General features: G+C 31.8%; 16 protein-coding genes. 4 read left to right on the top strand and 12 right to left on the bottom strand.

Annotated features, from left to right (window positions below; translation table 11 throughout):
- Positions 1-136 precede the first annotated feature (136 nt).
- Positions 137-1,375, bottom strand: coding sequence for a GTP-binding protein (locus N5D46_RS11895; RefSeq protein ID WP_280050079.1), 1,239 nt, complete (start codon positions 1,373-1,375; stop codon positions 137-139).
- A gap of 266 nt (positions 1,376-1,641) precedes the next feature.
- Between N5D46_RS11895 and N5D46_RS11890 the strand changes: the two genes are divergently transcribed.
- Together N5D46_RS11890 and N5D46_RS11885 are read left to right on the top strand one after the other, a co-directional pair.
- Complete coding sequence (locus N5D46_RS11890; RefSeq protein WP_347881030.1) at positions 1,642-2,763, top strand: metallophosphoesterase; 1,122 nt, start codon at positions 1,642-1,644, stop codon at positions 2,761-2,763.
- Positions 2,764-2,865: 102 nt separating this feature from the next.
- Positions 2,866-3,183, top strand: a complete 318-nt coding sequence (locus N5D46_RS11885; protein ID WP_280050077.1) for a GNAT family N-acetyltransferase — start codon at positions 2,866-2,868, stop codon at positions 3,181-3,183.
- 79 nt (positions 3,184-3,262) lie between these two features.
- Here N5D46_RS11885 and N5D46_RS11880 read toward each other — a convergent pair whose 3' ends face one another.
- The 4 genes from N5D46_RS11880 to kbl all read right to left on the bottom strand — a co-directional run bounded on the left by N5D46_RS11880 (position 3,263) and on the right by kbl (position 9,181).
- On the bottom strand, positions 3,263-4,531 hold the full coding sequence (locus N5D46_RS11880) for a dicarboxylate/amino acid:cation symporter (RefSeq protein ID WP_280050076.1): 1,269 nt from the start codon (positions 4,529-4,531) through the stop codon (positions 3,263-3,265).
- 138 nt (positions 4,532-4,669) lie between these two features.
- A complete protein-coding gene (locus tag N5D46_RS11875; RefSeq protein WP_280050075.1) occupies positions 4,670-7,357 on the bottom strand; it encodes a PD-(D/E)XK nuclease family protein in 2,688 nt (895 codons plus the stop codon).
- A gap of 67 nt (positions 7,358-7,424) precedes the next feature.
- The gene (locus tag N5D46_RS11870) at positions 7,425-7,913 is read right to left on the bottom strand and encodes a hypothetical protein (RefSeq protein ID WP_221855776.1); all 489 of its coding nucleotides are present in this window, start codon (positions 7,911-7,913) and stop codon (positions 7,425-7,427) included.
- A 68-nt stretch (positions 7,914-7,981) separates the two neighbouring features.
- Positions 7,982-9,181, bottom strand: coding sequence for a glycine C-acetyltransferase (gene kbl / locus N5D46_RS11865; RefSeq protein WP_125350209.1), 1,200 nt, complete (start codon positions 9,179-9,181; stop codon positions 7,982-7,984).
- A 95-nt stretch (positions 9,182-9,276) separates the two neighbouring features.
- Between kbl and N5D46_RS11860 the strand changes: the two genes are divergently transcribed.
- Positions 9,277-10,149: a GNAT family N-acetyltransferase gene (locus tag N5D46_RS11860; protein WP_280050074.1), complete on the top strand. Its 873-nt coding sequence runs from the start codon at positions 9,277-9,279 to the stop codon at positions 10,147-10,149.
- A 296-nt stretch (positions 10,150-10,445) separates the two neighbouring features.
- Here N5D46_RS11860 and N5D46_RS11855 read toward each other — a convergent pair whose 3' ends face one another.
- Genes N5D46_RS11855 through queA form a run of 4 tightly spaced genes read right to left on the bottom strand, consistent with a single transcriptional unit; the run spans position 10,446 to position 14,506 of the window.
- A complete protein-coding gene (locus N5D46_RS11855) occupies positions 10,446-11,378 on the bottom strand; it encodes a polyprenyl synthetase family protein (protein ID WP_180906365.1) in 933 nt (310 codons plus the stop codon).
- Between the two features lie 56 nt (positions 11,379-11,434).
- The gene (locus tag N5D46_RS11850) at positions 11,435-12,388 is read right to left on the bottom strand and encodes a hypothetical protein (protein WP_125350211.1); all 954 of its coding nucleotides are present in this window, start codon (positions 12,386-12,388) and stop codon (positions 11,435-11,437) included.
- Positions 12,389-12,399: 11 nt separating this feature from the next.
- Complete coding sequence (gene rlmN / locus N5D46_RS11845) at positions 12,400-13,449, bottom strand: 23S rRNA (adenine(2503)-C(2))-methyltransferase RlmN (protein WP_038336309.1); 1,050 nt, start codon at positions 13,447-13,449, stop codon at positions 12,400-12,402.
- A gap of 7 nt (positions 13,450-13,456) precedes the next feature.
- Positions 13,457-14,506 carry a tRNA preQ1(34) S-adenosylmethionine ribosyltransferase-isomerase QueA gene (queA, locus tag N5D46_RS11840; protein WP_038336356.1) on the bottom strand — a complete coding sequence of 350 codons (1,050 nt, stop codon included), beginning with the start codon at positions 14,504-14,506 and terminating at the stop codon, positions 13,457-13,459.
- 158 nt (positions 14,507-14,664) lie between these two features.
- Here queA and N5D46_RS11835 point away from each other — a divergent pair, with 158 nt between their 5' ends.
- Positions 14,665-15,249: a TlpA disulfide reductase family protein gene (locus tag N5D46_RS11835; protein WP_181816294.1), complete on the top strand. Its 585-nt coding sequence runs from the start codon at positions 14,665-14,667 to the stop codon at positions 15,247-15,249.
- 42 nt (positions 15,250-15,291) lie between these two features.
- Here N5D46_RS11835 and N5D46_RS11830 read toward each other — a convergent pair whose 3' ends face one another.
- Genes N5D46_RS11830 through N5D46_RS11820 form a run of 3 tightly spaced genes read right to left on the bottom strand, consistent with a single transcriptional unit; the run spans position 15,292 to position 17,615 of the window.
- Positions 15,292-16,374: a glucosaminidase domain-containing protein gene (locus N5D46_RS11830; RefSeq protein WP_280050072.1), complete on the bottom strand. Its 1,083-nt coding sequence runs from the start codon at positions 16,372-16,374 to the stop codon at positions 15,292-15,294.
- Entirely contained in the window at positions 16,371-17,288 is a 918-nt protein-coding gene (locus N5D46_RS11825; RefSeq protein ID WP_280050071.1) for a 1-aminocyclopropane-1-carboxylate deaminase/D-cysteine desulfhydrase, read from the bottom strand. The genes N5D46_RS11830 and N5D46_RS11825 overlap by 4 nt, the downstream gene beginning before the upstream one ends.
- Positions 17,289-17,615: a hypothetical protein gene (locus N5D46_RS11820; protein WP_038336313.1), complete on the bottom strand. Its 327-nt coding sequence runs from the start codon at positions 17,613-17,615 to the stop codon at positions 17,289-17,291. It lies immediately after the preceding gene.
- Positions 17,616-17,738 lie beyond the last annotated feature (123 nt).

Raw genomic sequence — 17,738 nt, 5'->3', positions numbered from 1 at the left:
AACATACTTGTTTGTAATTAACCGAGCCTTTAGGAAAGGACAAGTGAATTTGGTAAATACAATAATCTGTTTAAATCTTCAGAACAAGGATGATAGAGAAGAGCCTTATTTCAATTCGAAATAAGGCTCTTTTATTTTAATTATGTTTTGCTTGCCATTCTGCAATTTCTTGCTCATTCAGCAAACAAGAGTTTAATTCTTGTGTAACTTTTTCTTTGTCCAAACCTTGACCAATAAAAACAAGTTCTATCATTCGATCTCCCCATTCTTTCGACCATTTGGCGTCAATTGTTTTTTGATTGAATTGATAAGCTGCAAACTGAATTCTTTCGTCATACGGCATCGAGCACCACCAAGCCCCCGCAGGATCAATTCGGATACTACCACCAGCTTGACTCAAGAAAATTGCTTCATCAGGACGATTTGCTAACCAAAATAAACCTTTGGAACGGTAAATCGTTGCAGGAAAATTATCATTCAAATAGGTTAAAAAACGTTCTGCATGAAACGGAATTTTTTGTCTGTAAACAAAAGAAGTCATTCCATATTTTTCTTCCAAATGATCGTGGTGTTCGTGCGTACAATGTTCGCCGCATTCGTGATCATGGTCGTGATGATGATGTTCCTCTTTTTCTTGCTCTTCTAATAATTTTACCCAAGCATCCATGTCCTGAATTTTTTCGAAATCGAATAGATTGGTATTCAAAATTTCAGTTAATTCAACGTGAGAAAAACTTGCAGGAATTATTTTAGCAGAAGGATTTAATTTAGTCACAAACGCTTCAATATTCATCAACGTTTCTTCTTCAACCAAATCCATTTTATTTAGAATAATCACATTCGAAAATTCAATTTGATCAATTAAAAGATTCACAATCGGACGATTATCTTCTCTATTTTCTGTAAAACCACGATCAAAAACATCTTCATCAGTTCCTAAGTTTTTGAAGAAATTATAAGCGTCAACTACAGTTACCAACGTATCTAAACGCGCAACTTTTGGCAAATCAATTTTACCATCTGGCGAAACAAAATCCAATGATTGCGCAATAGGACCTGGATCAGAAATACCAGAACTTTCGATAACCAAATAATCATATTTCCCTGATCGAGCCAACTTCTCGATTTCTACAATCAAATCTTCGCGCAATTCACAACAAACGCAACCATTGCTCAATTCAACCAATTTTTCATCCGTTTGAATTAAATCATTTTCGCGAGAAACCATTTGAGCATCAATATTTACCGCGCCCATATCGTTTACGATAACTGCTACTTTTAGTCCTTTTTTGTTGTGTAATATATGATTAAGAAGTGTCGTTTTTCCGCTTCCAAGAAATCCAGAAAGTACCGTTACAGGTAGTCTATTTTTCATAATTTATGCTTAAAAATATGCTACAAAGTTACGTTTTTATCACGCAAATTTTTGCGTAGAATCATCTATAAATTTTATAATGTTCTGTTAAGAATTTAATAATAAATCACTGTTAGAAAGATTTCTTTTATTTTTGTTCAAAATCAAATAAAATAATGTTTGTTTATAGTGTTATCACGCTAATAATTATTTCAATCGTACTTGAAATTTACCTGTATTTTAACTTTAAAAAATTTATTCAAAACAAGTATATTCTTTTCGGAAATATGCTTTTGTGGTTACTTGTTTTGGGTAATTTTGGATATAATCTAATCTTTTTTGATCGTAATGTTGGTCAAACACAAACGACAATGTGGGCAACAGGTTTGTTTATGTTGTTTGGTTTTCCTCGAATTATTCTGGTTCTATTTTTCTTGGTTCAAGATATTTTTAGAGGATTTGGTTGGCTATTTAATCGTGCAACAAATCATCCAACAAAAGAAGATTCTTATTTACCTTCTCGCCGAAAATTTGTAATGATTTCTGGATTAACAGTGGCTTCAATACCTTTTTTTAGTTTGATTTATGGAATGACAATTGGAAAATATAATTTCAAAGTAATCAAGAAAAAATTGGCTTATCAACGTTTACCAAAATCGTTTGACGGTTTCAAGATTTTACATATAACGGATATTCATTCGGGAAGTTTGGACAATCGTGAGAAAATAGAATATGCAGTCGATTTAATCAATCAACAAGAGTTTGATATATTGTTATTTACGGGAGATATTGTGAATAATTTTCATTGGGAAATGGACAAATGGTACGATGTTTTTTCGAAAATAAAACAAGCGCCGCACGGAAATTTTGCAGTGCTAGGAAATCATGATTATGGAGAATATTCGGATTGGAAAACGGAGGAAGAAAAGCAAGATAATTTTGAGAAAATTAAAGCGATTTTCCCTAAGATTGGAATGAAATTATTATTGAATGAAAACCGATTTATTACAAAGAATGGTGAAAAAATTGCGTTGATTGGCGTTCAGAATTGGGGAACACGATTTAAGAAATTAGGTGATATTGATGCAGCTTCGAATTATGTAAATACAGAAGATTTTAAAATTGTGATGTCTCATGATCCTTCGCATTGGAATGAGATATTGAAAAATCATCCGAAACATTTTGACTTGACTTTGTCTGGACATACGCATGGAATGCAATTAGGAATTGAAGTTCCGAAAATTGGTTTGCGTTGGAGTCCTGCGCAATATGTGTATCCGCAATGGGCAGGTTTTTATGATTTTGAAGGAAAGATTATCAATGTAAATCGCGGATTTGGTTATCATTTTTACCCAGGAAGAGTAGGTGTTTGGCCAGAAATAACATTAATAGAGTTGAAATCAGTATAAAATATTAGGAAAAAGCAACCAAAAATTTTGATTGCTTTTTTGATGTATATCAATTCTGAAAACAGATTTTTATCGGATTATTGTCATAAAAAAAGAAATAATATGAATGAAGAATTAATTCCTTTACAGGTTGTAAAAAATGAATCAACTTTTCGCTTTGAGCTGAATGTTGATGGATACATCGCTTTTATAGATTATAAACAAGAAGATGATATTATCAAATTGATTCATACCGAAGTTCCTGAAGAATTAGGAGGAAGAGGCGTTGCAGCTGCTTTGGTAGATAAAACATTGGTTTATTTGGAGGAACATAAAAATCCTTTGTTTCCGTATTGTCCTTATGTATATGCCTACATCAAAAAGCATCCGGAATGGAAACGAATTGTTCATCCTAAATTCCCAAAATATAATGAATTGTAATCGGTTAACGAATGAGATTATAATAAGAAATGCGACCTGTATAGGGTCGCATTTCTTATTATATTTTTGAAAAGCAATTTTAAGCTTTGTGATGATCATCATCGTGTGTATATGTTTGCTCAATTGCGACGTGTCCTTCCCATTTGTCTACAGCAACTGTAGATAAGGCGTTCCCAAGTACATTTGTCATCGAACGAGCCATATCACAGAAATGGTCAATAGGTAAAATCAACGCAATTCCTTCTGGTGGAATTCCAAACATCGAACAAGTTGCAACCACTACAATTAATGAAGCTCTTGGTACACCTGCAACACCTTTTGATGTAAGCATTAAGACTAATAACATCAAAATTTGTTTTTCGATTGGCATGTGAATTCCATAAACTTGTGCGATGAATAGCGATGCAAATGTCATGTACATCATCGATCCATCTAAATTGAAGGAGTATCCGAGCGGTAAAGTAAATGAAATAATTTTCTTTTGAGCTCCAAATTTTTCTAATTCTTCTACTAATTTTGGGAATACAGCTTCTGATGAAGTTGTAGAGAAAGCGATTAATAATGGTGCTTTGATGTGTCTTAATAAATCAATTACTCGTTTTCCTAAGATGAAATATCCAACTAAAATTAAAACAATCCAAAGAAGTAAAATACCAATTATAAAGGCGATTAAGTATTTAAGATAAAGTAAGAATATTCCGAATCCATATGTTGCAATAGCAGCAGCAATTGTTCCTAAAACTCCTAATGGAGCAGTCCACATCACGTATCCAACCATGATTAAGACGATATGTGAAATTTTGTCTAACGCTTTTGTAATTATTTCTCCTTCTTTTCCGTAAGCTGAAAGGGCAACACCAAAGAAAATAGAGAAAACAACGATTTGTAAGATTTCATTCGTTGCAAACGATTCGAAAACAGATTTAGGAATCATATGCGTAATGAAATGTTCTAGTGTAAGAGAAGCTTGACCTTTTAATAAATCTTGAGCAGAACTTGAATCGATTTCAATGTTCAATCCTTCTCCAGGTTTCATTACATTGATAACAATAGCACCAATCACCAAAGAAGTAAGTGAAGCTGTGATAAACCACCCCATTGCACGTCCACCAACACGTCCAACCATTTTCATATCACCCATTTTAGCAATACCAACTACTAAAGTTGAGAAAACTAAAGGCGCAATAATCATCTGAATAAGACGAATGAAAATAGTACCAAGAAGTTTTATGTTAGTCGAAAATGTTTTAATAAATTCTGGCGAGGTATTATAATGTACATATCCTCCAAGCGCAACCCCGATAAGTAGGGCAATAATAATAGCTATAAAAAGTTTATTGTTTTTCATTATGCGATTTTAAACTTTTCCAAAACTACTATTTTTTAGCAAATTATTAAGAATATAAATCGATTTATACACCAAATTAAATATAAAACCCTTTGTATGTAGTGTTTACAAAGGGTTTTCTTTATAGTGTATTGAGTACTATTCTGGTTGTTTGAACGGAATTTCTTGATTTAAAATCTCTTCGATTAATGTTGACATTGGCGCGGTAGAATTCTCGACAATCGAATAATCGATGGTTGTATTTTTATCAACCGAAAGTTTAATTAATTCTTTATTTGGAAATTTGATTGGATAAATACACAATTCAATGTCTTTAGTTAAGTTCTCTTTGTCTGCATAAAATAAATGAGCATAGAAAATTAATTGCAATTGTTTGGCTTTATCTTCTTTTTGGTAAACGGTTTCTATTTCTTCGGTTTTTACAGAAATATCTTTTGCATAACCAGTTTTGTAATCAATAATTCGGATTTGATTATTGACAGAATCTATTCGGTCAATTACACCTTTTAGCTTTACAATTTTGCCATTTGTTAGTGTAAAATCAACTTCGTGCTTGCTTTCCAAAGCTCGAATTACAAATTCATTTTCTTTTGCAGTAGTCGTATCTTTAGAAAGAACTCCATCTACAATTCGTTCTGCAATTTTATAAATCAAATAATTTGGACCTTTGTCCAAATGCCCATCTTTATATTCTTTGCTGAAATGTTCTTGTAAGGTTTTATCTTTTATTTTTTCGATATTTTTGAAATCATTTTCATGCAAAATATGCCCAATATAAGACGTGTACAAATCCTCCAAAGCGCCGTGTACAATGTTTCCTAACGTTCTTGCACTTACAATTTCTTCGGCTTCTTCGACTTCATTTACATTAAAAATGCGTTGCTCATAAAAATCTAATGGATTGCGTAAATAGGTAGAAAGTGAAGAAGGTGAAATTCCATATTCAGCCCAATTTTGAAGTTTAGCCATTGTTTCGTCAGTTTTAGGAACAATGATTTCTTTCAAAGGTTTTGTAACAAAACTTGGAGCAGCAAAAGTTTCTTTCACTTCGTGATTACTTTCAAATTTGATTTGAGCCAAAAAGCGAGATTTTTCTCCAGAACCCATTCCGTCAGCTTCTGTATCATACACAAAATAAGCATTTTTTGCACGCTGAATCAAACGATAAAAGTGATATGCATAAATCGAATCATTTTCGGTAAATGTATTCAATTTCATTTGTTTGCGAATGTCATACGGAATAAATGTATTGTTTTGTCGTCCCAAAGGCAAAATTTCGTCATTCACAGAAGTCATGATAATATTATCGAAATTCAATAAACGAGTTTCCAATAATCCCATCAATTGTAAACCTTTCAAAGGCTCTCCAATAAAGGAAATTGTCTCGGAAGAAACGATTTTATTGTACAATAAAAACAAGGTTCTGTAATCTTTGATATCATCAACACTCAACAAATTTTCGTGCAATTGATTGAAAACTTTTTTGAAAAAGAACAAATATTCTTTTGTCAACAAATCGTTCATCGAAGGATGATGCAGTAATTCGTCTGTCCAATTTTTTAGATGATGAATAAATTCAGTGATGCTTTTCGGAATATGAAAAATAGATTTAAAGATTGATTCTCTTAAGGCATTTTGAATCGAATTTTGAGAATTAAATATTCTATTTTGTAAACGAATATCACCGATTAATCTTCGACTTTCTTCTGTGCTAAAAAGAGATAATGTTTTATTTTCAAGAATTTGTAAGACATTTTTGAAATAAAACATGGTTCCTTTTCCTAACTTCTCCCGATTCATTTGCAACTCAAAAATTGATTTGAAAAATTGCGCTAACGGAACCGAACGCAACGGAATTCCCATCGAAATGTTGAGATGTGTGATATTTTCGGGCAACGAATTGAGAATTGCTGGTAAAATAGATTCATCAGCCAAAATCAACGCGGTATTTTTTATCTCATCTTCGTTGAGATTTCTAATTAAATCTGCAATATATTTTGCTTGTCCAACTTGTTTTGCAACACCAATTGTCTGTAAATTTTTTGGTCTCGAAAATTCATCAACCACCCAATTGATAGGTTTTATTTTTTCTTTGTATTTTCTTAGAAAAGAACCAGCTTCTTGATTCGGATTTTCGTAATAATATTTATCTGCATCCCAATATAAAGTGGCTAATTTTTCTTTTTCTAATCGAAAAATTAGTGCTTGTTCTGCTTTTGTCAAGGCATTAAAACCAGCAAAAACATAATGTGAAGTTCTGTTTTCGACAATCTCTTCAACCTTTTCACTTGCGATTCTAAAAACCATCCCAGCATAACCTTCTTTCGAATCCAACAGATCTTGTTGTAATTGAAAATATAATTTTGAAACAATTCCCCAAAACGTTAAGTGATTTTGAATGATTTCATTTTTCCCAATCTCAATTTTTCCATCTCCCCATTGACTAATTCGTTCTACCGAAATCAAATAGTCTAAAACTTTATGCGCAGGTTGCAAAGAAGCATCGATATCATCGAAATCTTTCAAAACAGTTGGTCCCCATTTGATAAAATCTTCGAAAGAATCAGGCTTGTCAACGATTTTTTTATAGGCTTGATACGCTTTGAACCATAGATTAATTCCAGAAATAATTTCTAAACCAGAAAGTTCGCTCATCAATTCTTCGATACTTTTCATTTGTGGAAGAATGATATTTTGCGCTTGACGCTGAAATTCTTGTTTGAAGAATAACATTGGACGTTTTCCTGGTAAAACTAAAGTGGTGTTGATAAAGTTTTTTTGATTTTGGACTAAATCTTTTACAACATTTTCTATGAATTGAGCCATTTTGAAATTTTCTTTCGTTGAATTGTTGTAAAAGTAAGGATTTTGAGAGACAATTCGTGGCGTTGAATTATTTTACTTCTTGAACTTTTTCTTGAAATAATTTTTCAAAAGTTTCAGTGATTTTATCCTCAGACATTTTTGTAGCAACAAAATATAATATGAATCCAAAAAATAACATCGGAATAGAAATTAAAGGTAAAAAATTATGAATTCCATTAGTAATAATTTGAAAAAGTGAGATTATAAAAAATAAAGTCACAATACTTATCCAAACAATGAAAAATATTGAAACAAAAGAGTTTAATTCTAAATTGTAAACAATAGTGGTTTTATTGTCGTTGGTATTGAAATGACCAATAATTTGAGGATTAAAACTATTTCGTCCGCTAATCGTTTTCATCAAATTGAAATGATCTTTATAAACTATCCCTTCAAATTCATATTTACTTTTAGAAAAACGAATTCTTTTTTCTTCTGTATTATCATTCAGTATTTTAAAAACTTCTTGATCAGAAAGATTTGTCGTTATTTGATATGTTTTATTTTTGAAAAGCATAAGTTAAATATATAAAAAAAGCGACTAAAAATATTTAGTCGCTAATATAATATTGAAAAAACAAATTCTTATTTAATCACTCCTAATTCTTTACCAACTTTTGTAAAAGCAGCAATTGTATGATCTAATTGCTCTTTTGTATGTGCAGCTGATAATTGTACACGAATACGTGCTTTGTCGCGAGGAACAACAGGGAAAAAGAATCCGATTACATAAACACCTTCATCTAATAATTTGTCTGCCATAACTTGAGATAATTTCGCATCGTACAGCATAACAGGTACAATTGCAGCATCACCTTCTGGAATATCAAAACCAGCAGCAACCATTTCTTTGCGGAAATATTCAGCATTCCACATTACTTTATCGCGTAAAGAAGTATCTTTTTCTAACATTTCTAACACTTGTAAAGCTGCACCAACAATTCCAGGAGCTAAAGAGTTAGAGAATAAATATGGACGAGATTTTTGACGTAACATTTCGATGACTTCTTTTTTACCAGAAGTAAATCCACCCATTGCACCACCTAAAGCTTTTCCTAAAGTAGATGTAATGATGTCTACACGTCCCATTACTTCGTTGTGCTCATGTGTTCCACGTCCAGTTTTTCCAATAAAACCAGTTGCGTGAGAATCATCAACCATTACCAAAGCATCGTATTTATCAGCTAAATCACAAACACCTTTTAAGTCTGCAACGATACCATCCATAGAGAAAACTCCGTCTGTTACAATAATTTTGAAACGATGATTTTTTTCTGAAGCTACAATTAATTGAGCCTCTAAATCAGCCATATTATTGTTTTTATAACGATAACGAGCAGCTTTACATAAACGAACACCATCAATAATAGAAGCGTGGTTTAATTCATCAGAAATAATCGCATCTTCTTCTGTAAACAAAGGCTCAAAAACACCACCATTTGCGTCAAAAGCAGCAGCATATAAAATCGTATCTTCCATTCCTAAGAAATTAGCGATTTTTTTCTCTAATTGTTTGTGTACATCTTGCGTACCACAAATAAAACGAACCGAAGACATTCCGTATCCGCGGTCATCTAACATTTTTTGAGAAGCTGAGATAACGTCTTTATTATCAGATAATCCTAAATAGTTGTTCGCACAAAAATTAAGTAATGTTTTACCATTTTCTAATGTAATTTCTGCACTTTGAGGAGAAGCAATGATGCGTTCTTTTTTGAATAATCCTTGTTCTTCTAAATCATTCAATTGCGTTTGTAAGTAGTTTTGAAATTTATCGCTATACATAATAAATCACTTTTTGTTTTGATATGTTTCATACAAATATAAATGTTTGCGGGCATATTTTTCGTATTTTTGTGAGATATAAAAATTTAAATTAAGTGGATTTTATTATATTATTTTTGTTCTCGGTACAATATTATTTTTTAGCTAAGTTTTTTAAGAAGAACAAAGTTAAAACAATTCTAAGTGTTATTGGAATGTATTTTTTTGGAATTGTTCTATTAGTATTTGCATTAGTGGCTCTTAAAGTAACTAGTATAATTGATATTGATATCATGAATCCTGTTGAATTGAGTAAGTCAAAATTTGTTTGGATTGGAGAAACAATTATTTTTCTATTTATTGGTGTTTTCTATTACTATCATCTTAAACGTAAATGGACAATGGAAATGTTTTCTGCAGATATCGAAAAGCGTAAAGATGAAATTCTACAAAATTTAGAAGTTAATCAAAAAATCAATCCAGTTAAATTAGATGTTTATCCACATTTTCATACGGTTAATGAAAAAAATATTCATTTGGTTCAACCTTTGGCAAATGAGATCTGGAACGAATGTTACAAAGATTTATTATCCCAAGATCAAATCAATTATATGATTGATATGATGTATAATAATGACAAAGTAAACGAAGGAATTGCAAATGGAGACGTTTGGGAAATCCTGAAAATAGATAATGTTCCGTCTGGTTATTTACATTACAAATTAGATGAAAATAATACTGTTTTCTTATCTAAAATTTACTTAAAAGAGTCTAATCAAACCAAAGGAATTGGACAATTGATGTTGAATAGAGTTGTAGATTATGCGAGAGAAAAAGGTGCAAAAGCTGTTCATTTAACAGTAAATAAACACAATGCGAAGGCAATTCGTTTTTATGAGAAAAATGGTTTCAAGAATATGGAATCAAAAACATTTGACATTGGAAATGGATATATTATGGATGATTATATTTATCAGAAATCCATTTAAAAATAAGGTTTTAATCAAAATATAAAGTCATTACGGTTTGTAGTGACTTTTTTTATGTTGTAAACAAAGTGTCTAGAACCAAGCTGACTTAATTCGTAATGTCGTGAGGTTGATTTAGTTTTTAAAGTGATGAGAAGCTGAATTCAATTCAGCTTGACATTTTCCGCTAATTTATTATTGAAAATAGATCTTAATTTATCGGAGTCATATTGAACTTGTTTCAATATCGCATCCAGAGCTTAGAACTGTTAATTCTTAATGTAAAACAAAAAGGACTTCAATTAGAAGTCCTTTTGTTATTTTTCTCTTTCGATAACGTATTTCACCATTGTTTCCAATGAATTTCGAAATTCACTTTCTGGGAATTCGTATAGTATATCTAAAGCCTCTTGGCTATATTGTTTCATCATTTTTTGCGTGTACTCAATTCCGCCGTGATCTTTTACATACTGAATAATTTCTCGTACACGTTTTTTGTCATTGTTGTAACGTTTTACCGAATTAATCAACCATTTTTTGTCTTTTTCATTCGCTGTGTTAATTGAATAAATCAACGGTAACGTCATTTTTTGTTCTTTGATGTCAATTCCGACAGGCTTTCCAATTGCATTAGAAGTGGTATAATCAAACAAATCATCTTTGATCTGAAAGGCAATTCCAACCAATTCACCAAAGCGATGCATTTTCTTCGCTACTTCTTCCGAACAACCAACAGAACGTGCTCCAGCCTCACAACAAGCTGCGATAAGCGTTGCCGTTTTCATTCGAATAATCTCGAAGTATACATCTTCTGTAATATCAAGTTTTCGCGCTTTTTCGATTTGCAATAATTCACCTTCCGAAATTTCCTGTATCGCAACCGAAACAACTTCAAGTAAATCAAAATCTTTGTTTTTAGTCGAAATAATTAAGGTCTTTGACAAAAAATAATCTCCCACCAAAATAGCTACTTTATTCTTCCAAATCGCATTAAGTGAAAAGAAACCACGACGCAATGTACTATCATCCACTACATCATCGTGTACTAAAGTTGCGGTGTGAATAAGCTCGATAAAAGAAGCTGCACGATAGGTACGTTCTTGTACTTCGCCATTTAATTTTGCAGTTAAAAATACAAACATCGGACGCATTTGTTTTCCTTTTCTGCGCACGATATAATTGGAAATACGGTCAAGAAGCGAAACATTACTCTTCATCGATTCGAAGAATTTCTGTTCAAACAATTTCATTTCCTCCGCGATCGGAGCTTTAATCAAATCTACCGTGTTACCCAAAATTTATTTTTTTAATTCGTAAAATTATTGATGCAATGTACAACCTGTTTTGCATAGAATCCTTTATAGTTAAATTCCTCTCCGCTAAAACAAATTTTGTTTTCGGTTGGCAAAACTGAAATACCTTCCAATTGTCCCAACTGTGTCGTGAAGCCCAAAGGTAAACTTATTTTTTTAACTTGAGAAGTGAAGAATAACTGATTGTTATCTTTTGGCAAATCGAACCAATTGATAAAAGTTAACGCTTCTTTTGTGTAGCCCAATAGATAAATTCCTTTGGTAGAACTATTTACATCAGCATCGATATAAGCAGCAGCTACAGCGTAATTTGTAGGAAAAGTTTCTAACTTTTTGGCTGCGTGTTTTTTAGAAGAGTCAATAGGAACAACATAATGAGACGTTGACATATTTGACCATTCTTTTGTAAAAATATGCAATTGATTTTGGTAGACAAAAAATGCTTCTGCGTCCCAATTTGTCGTCATATTTTTGAACTGAAAAGTTTCTTGTTCTGGATAATAAAATTCTATTTTTTCAGCTTTTAATTGCTGATAAGATTTTGAATAATCGATGTTTGATTTCTGGATAAAATAAATGGCTAAATCTTTTCGTTTGCCCAAATTATTTCCAAAATCAGCAAAATAAATTCGATTATCATCCGAAGACATTTCTTCCCAATCGATATTTGGAGCATTTGTGATGAAAATAGTATTGATAATTTTACCTGTTTTTGCATCAAAACGATACAATTCTGGTTTGGAATCAGAATCGTTTAAACCCCAAAAAGAAGCCACATTTTTATCTTCTTTTTCATATTCTAAAGTCGAAATTTCGTTCAAAGTAGGCGGTAAGTTGATACTTTCCATTTTATAATCATCAATAGAAATTGTATCGATGTTTTCTACTATTTGCGCGAAAGAGAATTTAGTCAGAATCAAAAATAAAAATATGGCTAAATATTTCATTTGATTTTGTTTTAATCATTTCCAGTTTTATTGGCTAATTGCCCGCAAGCTGCATCAATATCTTTTCCGCGACTACGACGTACATTTACCACAATATTGTTGGATTCTAAAGCTTTGATATAATTGTTAACTGCTTCTTCTGATGCTTGTTTGTAGATTCCGTCATCAATCGAATTATATTCGATAATATTCACTTTAGAAGGAATTTTTCGACAGAATTTTACCAATGCATCGATATCTTCTTTTTTATCATTAACACCGCCCCAAACAATATATTCGAACGTAATTCGTAAACCTGTTTGTTGGTACCAATATTGAAGACTATCCATTAAATCCGTCAACGGAAATTTAACAGAAAAAGGCATAATCACATTACGAACTTCTTCTCGAGCCGAATGTAAAGATACCGCAAGGTTAACACGTAAATCTTCGTCAGCCAGTTTTTCAATCATTTTAGGAATTCCCGAAGTAGAAACTGTAATTCGTCTTGGAGCCATTCCCAATCCTTCTGGCAACGTGATTTTTTTGATGGCAGAAATTACTTCGTTATAATTTAACAAAGGTTCTCCCATTCCCATAAATACGATATTGCTTAAAGGACGATTGAAATAACGTTTACTTTCTTCATCGATAATCACAACTTGATCGACGATTTCGGCAGCTGTTAAGTTACGCATACGTTTTAATTGCGCTGTTGCACAAAAAGTACAATCCAAGCTACAACCAACTTGCGAAGAAACGCATGCAGTTGTGCGAGAATCAGTCGGAATTAAAACAGATTCCACAACGTTACCATCATGAAGTTTAACCGCATTCTTGATGGTTCCGTCGTTAGATTTTTGTAGAAGATCAACTTCAACAGGTTGAATTTGGAAAGATTCTCCCAATTGCTCACGTAGAGCTTTTGAGATATTCGTCATGTCATCAAATTGATGCGCATTCTTTTTCCATAACCATTCGTACACTTGTTTTGCGCGGAATGATTTTTCTCCAATCTCTTTGAAATAATCTTCAATCTCAGCTTGTGAAAGCTTTCGTATATCTTTTTTTGTTGTACTCAAACTTGTCTTATAAGATTAACATTGCATCTCCGTAAGAGTAGAATTTGTATCCTTCTTTTACAGCTTCGTTGTATGCTTTCATTGTTAAATCGTGTCCAGCAAACGCAGAAATCATCATGATTAATGTCGATTTTGGTGTGTGGAAGTTTGTAATCATACAATTTGCAATAGAGAAATCGTATGGTGGGTGAATAAATTTGTTCGTCCAACCATCAAATGCATTTAAATGACCATCTGCAGAAACAGAAGATTCGATAGAACGCATAGAAGTTGTACCAATAGCACAAACTTTTTTCTTCTCGTCAATTGCACGATTTACAAGATCAGCAGATTCTTGAGGAATAATAACTTGCTCAGACTCCATTTTGTGTTTAGATAAATCTTCAACCTCTACAGCTTGAAAAGTTCCTAAACCAATGTGTAATGTTAATTCAGCAAAATCAACACCTTTAATTTCTAAACGTTTTAATAAGTGTTTAGAAAAGTGTAAACCAGCTGTTGGTGCAGCAACAGCTCCTTCGTGTTTTGCATAAATTGTTTGGTAACGCTCTGCATCTTCTGGTTCAACATCACGTAAAATATATTTTGGAAGTGGAGTTTCTCCTAATTCTTTCAATTTTGCACGGAATTCTTCGTAAGATCCATCAAATAAGAAACGTAAAGTACGTCCACGAGAAGTTGTATTGTCAACAACCTCTGCAACTAATGTATCATCATTATCGAAGAATAATTTATTTCCGATACGAATTTTACGCGCTGGATCAACCAAAACATCCCATAAACGAGTCTCAGCATCTAATTCTCTTAGCAAGAAAACTTCGATTTGAGCACCAGTTTTCTCTTTGTTACCCATCAAACGAGCAGGGAAAACTTTCGTATTGTTACGAATCATTACATCTCCTTCGTCGAAATACTCGATAAGATCTTTAAATTGTCTATGTTCAATTTCTCCGGTGTCACGGTGAACAACCATTAAGCGAGCTTCGTCTCTGTTTTCAGAAGGGCGATCTGCTAAAAGTTCTTCAGGTAAAGTAAAGTCGAAATCGGAGGTTTTCATTTTCATAATTGTACAATTTTTTGCAAATATACGATGTCAGATACCCCTTTGTCAAGTGAATTGAGGTATTTTATGAAATTGCTAACGTTTAAATGTTTATTTTTGACGAAAGACTTATAGATATTATCAAGTTTTTTAATACTTATTTGAAAAATAAAATGAAAACGAAACTACTATTACTATCAATGTTTTTTACATTTTTTAGTTGTAATAAATCTGAACAAAAAATTGAAGAATCTGCTGAAATAGAAAAGATTGATTCTGTTGCAAAAAAAGAATCACCAGAATCAGAAATTCCGAAAGAATTGATAAAAGCACCAGATTTTTCTTTGGCTGATATCAATGGAAAACGATTTGACTTATCAGATTTCAAAGGAAAATATGTCTACATGGATATTTGGGCAACATGGTGTGGACCTTGCAAAGTTCAAATTCCTTTTATGAAAGAATTGGAAAAACAATTTCATAATGCACCAATTCATTTTGTAAGTGTTTCTTTGGATAAATTAGAAGATAAGCCAATTTGGGAAAAAATGGTGAGAGAAAATCAGATGTCTGGTGTACAGTTATTTGCAGGAAGAGAAGATAACTTTGGCTTTGATTATAAGATAGAATACATTCCGACTTTTATTATTTTAGACAAAGAAGGAAATATTATGATTGATCGCGCGCCTGCACCGATGGATTATCAAACAGGAGGAATCAATCAACAATTGGTTGATATTCTCAAAATGATGAAATAAAAAAAGCTTCCATTTGGAAGCTTTTTTTTATTATTGAGCTCATTATGCTCTAACTTTTGTTTTCAAATTAATACGTTGACCAATTTTAGGTTGTTCACCTGGTTCCATACGATTTAGTTTATATAGGTTGTTTACTTTTACACCAAAACGTTGCGAAATCGTGTACATATCATCACCTTCTTGTACTTTGTATGAATAATCAGAACCTTTTGTTTTCTTTTTTCCGAAAAATACAATTTGTCCATCTTTCAATTTAGAACCCATTTGTATTTCATTGAAATTCGCAATATCCGAAGGAACTTTGTTGTATGTTTTAGAAATAGTCGCAATTGTTTCTCCCGCTTGAGCAACAATATAAGGAATATTATTCTTGTGATTTTTAATGCGAGTTGTAGGATTTTGAGGACGAGTTTCGTAAGCAATTGTTTTGTTATTTACACTAGGCTCATTTTTCTCTATACTATTATTATTTGGTTGATAAGACGCTAATGCAATTTCTTCTTTGATTGTTTTAGATTCTTTCTTCGTTTTAGATTTCGATGAATTATTTGCCATCATCATATCATCCTGATTGTTGTATAATGTATACAATTTTGTATAAACTTCTTCTGGAGAAATCTTATCAAATTGATCTAAATTATATTTCTCAATTCTCGAAATTAATTTTGAAGCATATTTTGGATCAGTTGCATAGCCAGATTTTTTCAGACCATTTGCCCAAGCGTTATAATCTGTTGGATCTAAGAAAAATAAAGCTTTGTAATAAGGTCTTAAAGCTAAAAATTTAGAATGATCTCTATAACTTTCTTCAACTGAAGAATATTTTCTAAAACATTCACCTTTCGCATCATCATCGTGATAAATACGAGGTTTATCCAACGACCATTCTTCAGGACCTTTACATTTTATTCCGAAGTGATTATTGGCTTGATCGGCTAATTTACTTTGTCCGCCGCCAGTTTCCAATAAACCTTGAGCCAACGTAATACTTGCCGGAACTTTGTAAAGTTGCATTTCTTCAACAGCTAAAATAGCGTGTTTTCGAATGTAAGTTATGTCTCTACTTTCTTGTGCTTGCGTCGAAATCGTCAACACTAAGCTAAAAACGTATAACAATTTTTTCATTCTATAATATTTTTGTTCTTCTTCTTTAAAAGTTTGTTCATTCCTTCAATTCCTTGCAATCCGCCTGTATGAACCAAAAGAATTTTAGAATTATCACTAAAATAATGATTTTTAATTAATTGAAAAATTCCAAAAACCATTTTTCCAGTGTAAATAGGATCCAATTGAATATGGTTAATTCGCTTGAAATCATTTACAAAAGTAATTAATTCATCCGAAACTTTCCCATATCCGCCAAAATGATAATCATTAAAAATAGTAAAATTCGTTTTATTTGTCAATTTTTCGATTTCATTTTGGATAAAATTTCCCTTTAAACTCGGAAAACCTAAAATTTTTTGATGAGGTTTCGAACTTTCAATCAATCCAGCAATTGTTCCGCAAGTTCCGATTGCCGAAGCAATAAAATCATATTCGAAACAATCATCGTACAGAATTTCTTCGCAACCTTTTATAGCAAAATCATTTGTGCCTCCTTCTGGAATAACGTAAGTGTTTGGATATTTAGTGTTTAAATGATTAATAAATTCTACTTCATCTTTTTTTCGATAATCTTCTCTGGAAATAAAATGCAATTGCATTCCACATTTTTGAGCAAAACGTAACGTAGGATTTTCATCGATTTTATCACTTAATTCTTCTCCACGAATTATACCGATAGTTTCGAAATGATGAAGTTGACCAGCTGCCGCCGTTGCTGCAATATGATTGGAAAAAGCGCCACCAAATGTTATCAATTTCTTGAAACCGAGTTTTTCAGCTTCAATAAAATTATATTTCAGTTTTCGGTATTTGTTTCCAGAGATTTCTGGATGAATCAAATCTTCTCTTAATATAGAAAGTTGAATATTTTGAGAAGTTAAATGTTTGATGTCAATGTTTTGAATTTGAGCTTTAAAATCGTTCCAAATCATTTAGATATATTTTAGAAAATTATAAAATTTTCGTTTTTTTAAATAATTCAAATTGTGTTCGTTTGCATAAGCTTCACGCTCAAAACTAATATTGCGATATGCTTTGTGTTGATCGCGATATTGAATCAATCGAATGGCATATTCAATAAAATAAAAAGGATAGAAAAAAACGACCAAAAGTTCGAGTTGTTGAATGATATGAATGGTTTCGTGATTGATTAAAACTTCATCATTTTTCAGTTTTTTATCTCTCAAAAAAATGAAAGGAAAAATGGTAATTCCAATAAAATTCTTTCGGAATAAATGACGCAAAACAACTACAAACATGATTTAGGTAATTCGATTTTATTGCAAAATTAATCAATCTGAAAAGATATTGATTTAAAAAGCGTTAAAAAGCGTAAATTTAGAAGAAGTTTCGCAAATAATTATCATACCAAAATTAATGAT

The organism is Empedobacter sp. GD03865 (assembly GCF_029840775.1).
GTDB classification, from domain to species: domain Bacteria; phylum Bacteroidota; class Bacteroidia; order Flavobacteriales; family Weeksellaceae; genus Empedobacter; species Empedobacter falsenii_B.
Note: the sequence above shows the minus strand (reverse complement) of the source record. Positions and strands in the feature narration are given on the sequence as shown.

Excerpts from the sequence above, each read along its gene's own strand:
- N5D46_RS11895 (WP_280050079.1), bottom strand. The coding sequence starts at position 1,375 with ATGAAAAATAGACTACCTGTAACGGTACTTTCTGGATTTCTTGGAAGC.
- N5D46_RS11890 (WP_347881030.1), top strand. The coding sequence starts at position 1,642 with ATGCTTTTGTGGTTACTTGTTTTGGGTAATTTTGGATATAATCTAATC.
- N5D46_RS11885 (WP_280050077.1), top strand. The coding sequence starts at position 2,866 with ATGAATGAAGAATTAATTCCTTTACAGGTTGTAAAAAATGAATCAACT.
- N5D46_RS11880 (WP_280050076.1), bottom strand. The coding sequence starts at position 4,531 with ATGAAAAACAATAAACTTTTTATAGCTATTATTATTGCCCTACTTATC.
- N5D46_RS11875 (WP_280050075.1), bottom strand. The coding sequence starts at position 7,357 with ATGGCTCAATTCATAGAAAATGTTGTAAAAGATTTAGTCCAAAATCAA.
- N5D46_RS11870 (WP_221855776.1), bottom strand. The coding sequence starts at position 7,913 with ATGCTTTTCAAAAATAAAACATATCAAATAACGACAAATCTTTCTGAT.
- kbl (WP_125350209.1), bottom strand. The coding sequence starts at position 9,181 with ATGTATAGCGATAAATTTCAAAACTACTTACAAACGCAATTGAATGAT.
- N5D46_RS11855 (WP_180906365.1), bottom strand. The coding sequence starts at position 11,378 with ATGAAATTGTTTGAACAGAAATTCTTCGAATCGATGAAGAGTAATGTT.
- N5D46_RS11850 (WP_125350211.1), bottom strand. The coding sequence starts at position 12,388 with ATGAAATATTTAGCCATATTTTTATTTTTGATTCTGACTAAATTCTCT.
- queA (WP_038336356.1), bottom strand. The coding sequence starts at position 14,506 with ATGAAAACCTCCGATTTCGACTTTACTTTACCTGAAGAACTTTTAGCA.
- N5D46_RS11835 (WP_181816294.1), top strand. The coding sequence starts at position 14,665 with ATGAAAACGAAACTACTATTACTATCAATGTTTTTTACATTTTTTAGT.
- N5D46_RS11830 (WP_280050072.1), bottom strand. The coding sequence starts at position 16,374 with ATGAAAAAATTGTTATACGTTTTTAGCTTAGTGTTGACGATTTCGACG.
- N5D46_RS11825 (WP_280050071.1), bottom strand. The coding sequence starts at position 17,288 with ATGATTTGGAACGATTTTAAAGCTCAAATTCAAAACATTGACATCAAA.
- N5D46_RS11820 (WP_038336313.1), bottom strand. The coding sequence starts at position 17,615 with ATGTTTGTAGTTGTTTTGCGTCATTTATTCCGAAAGAATTTTATTGGA.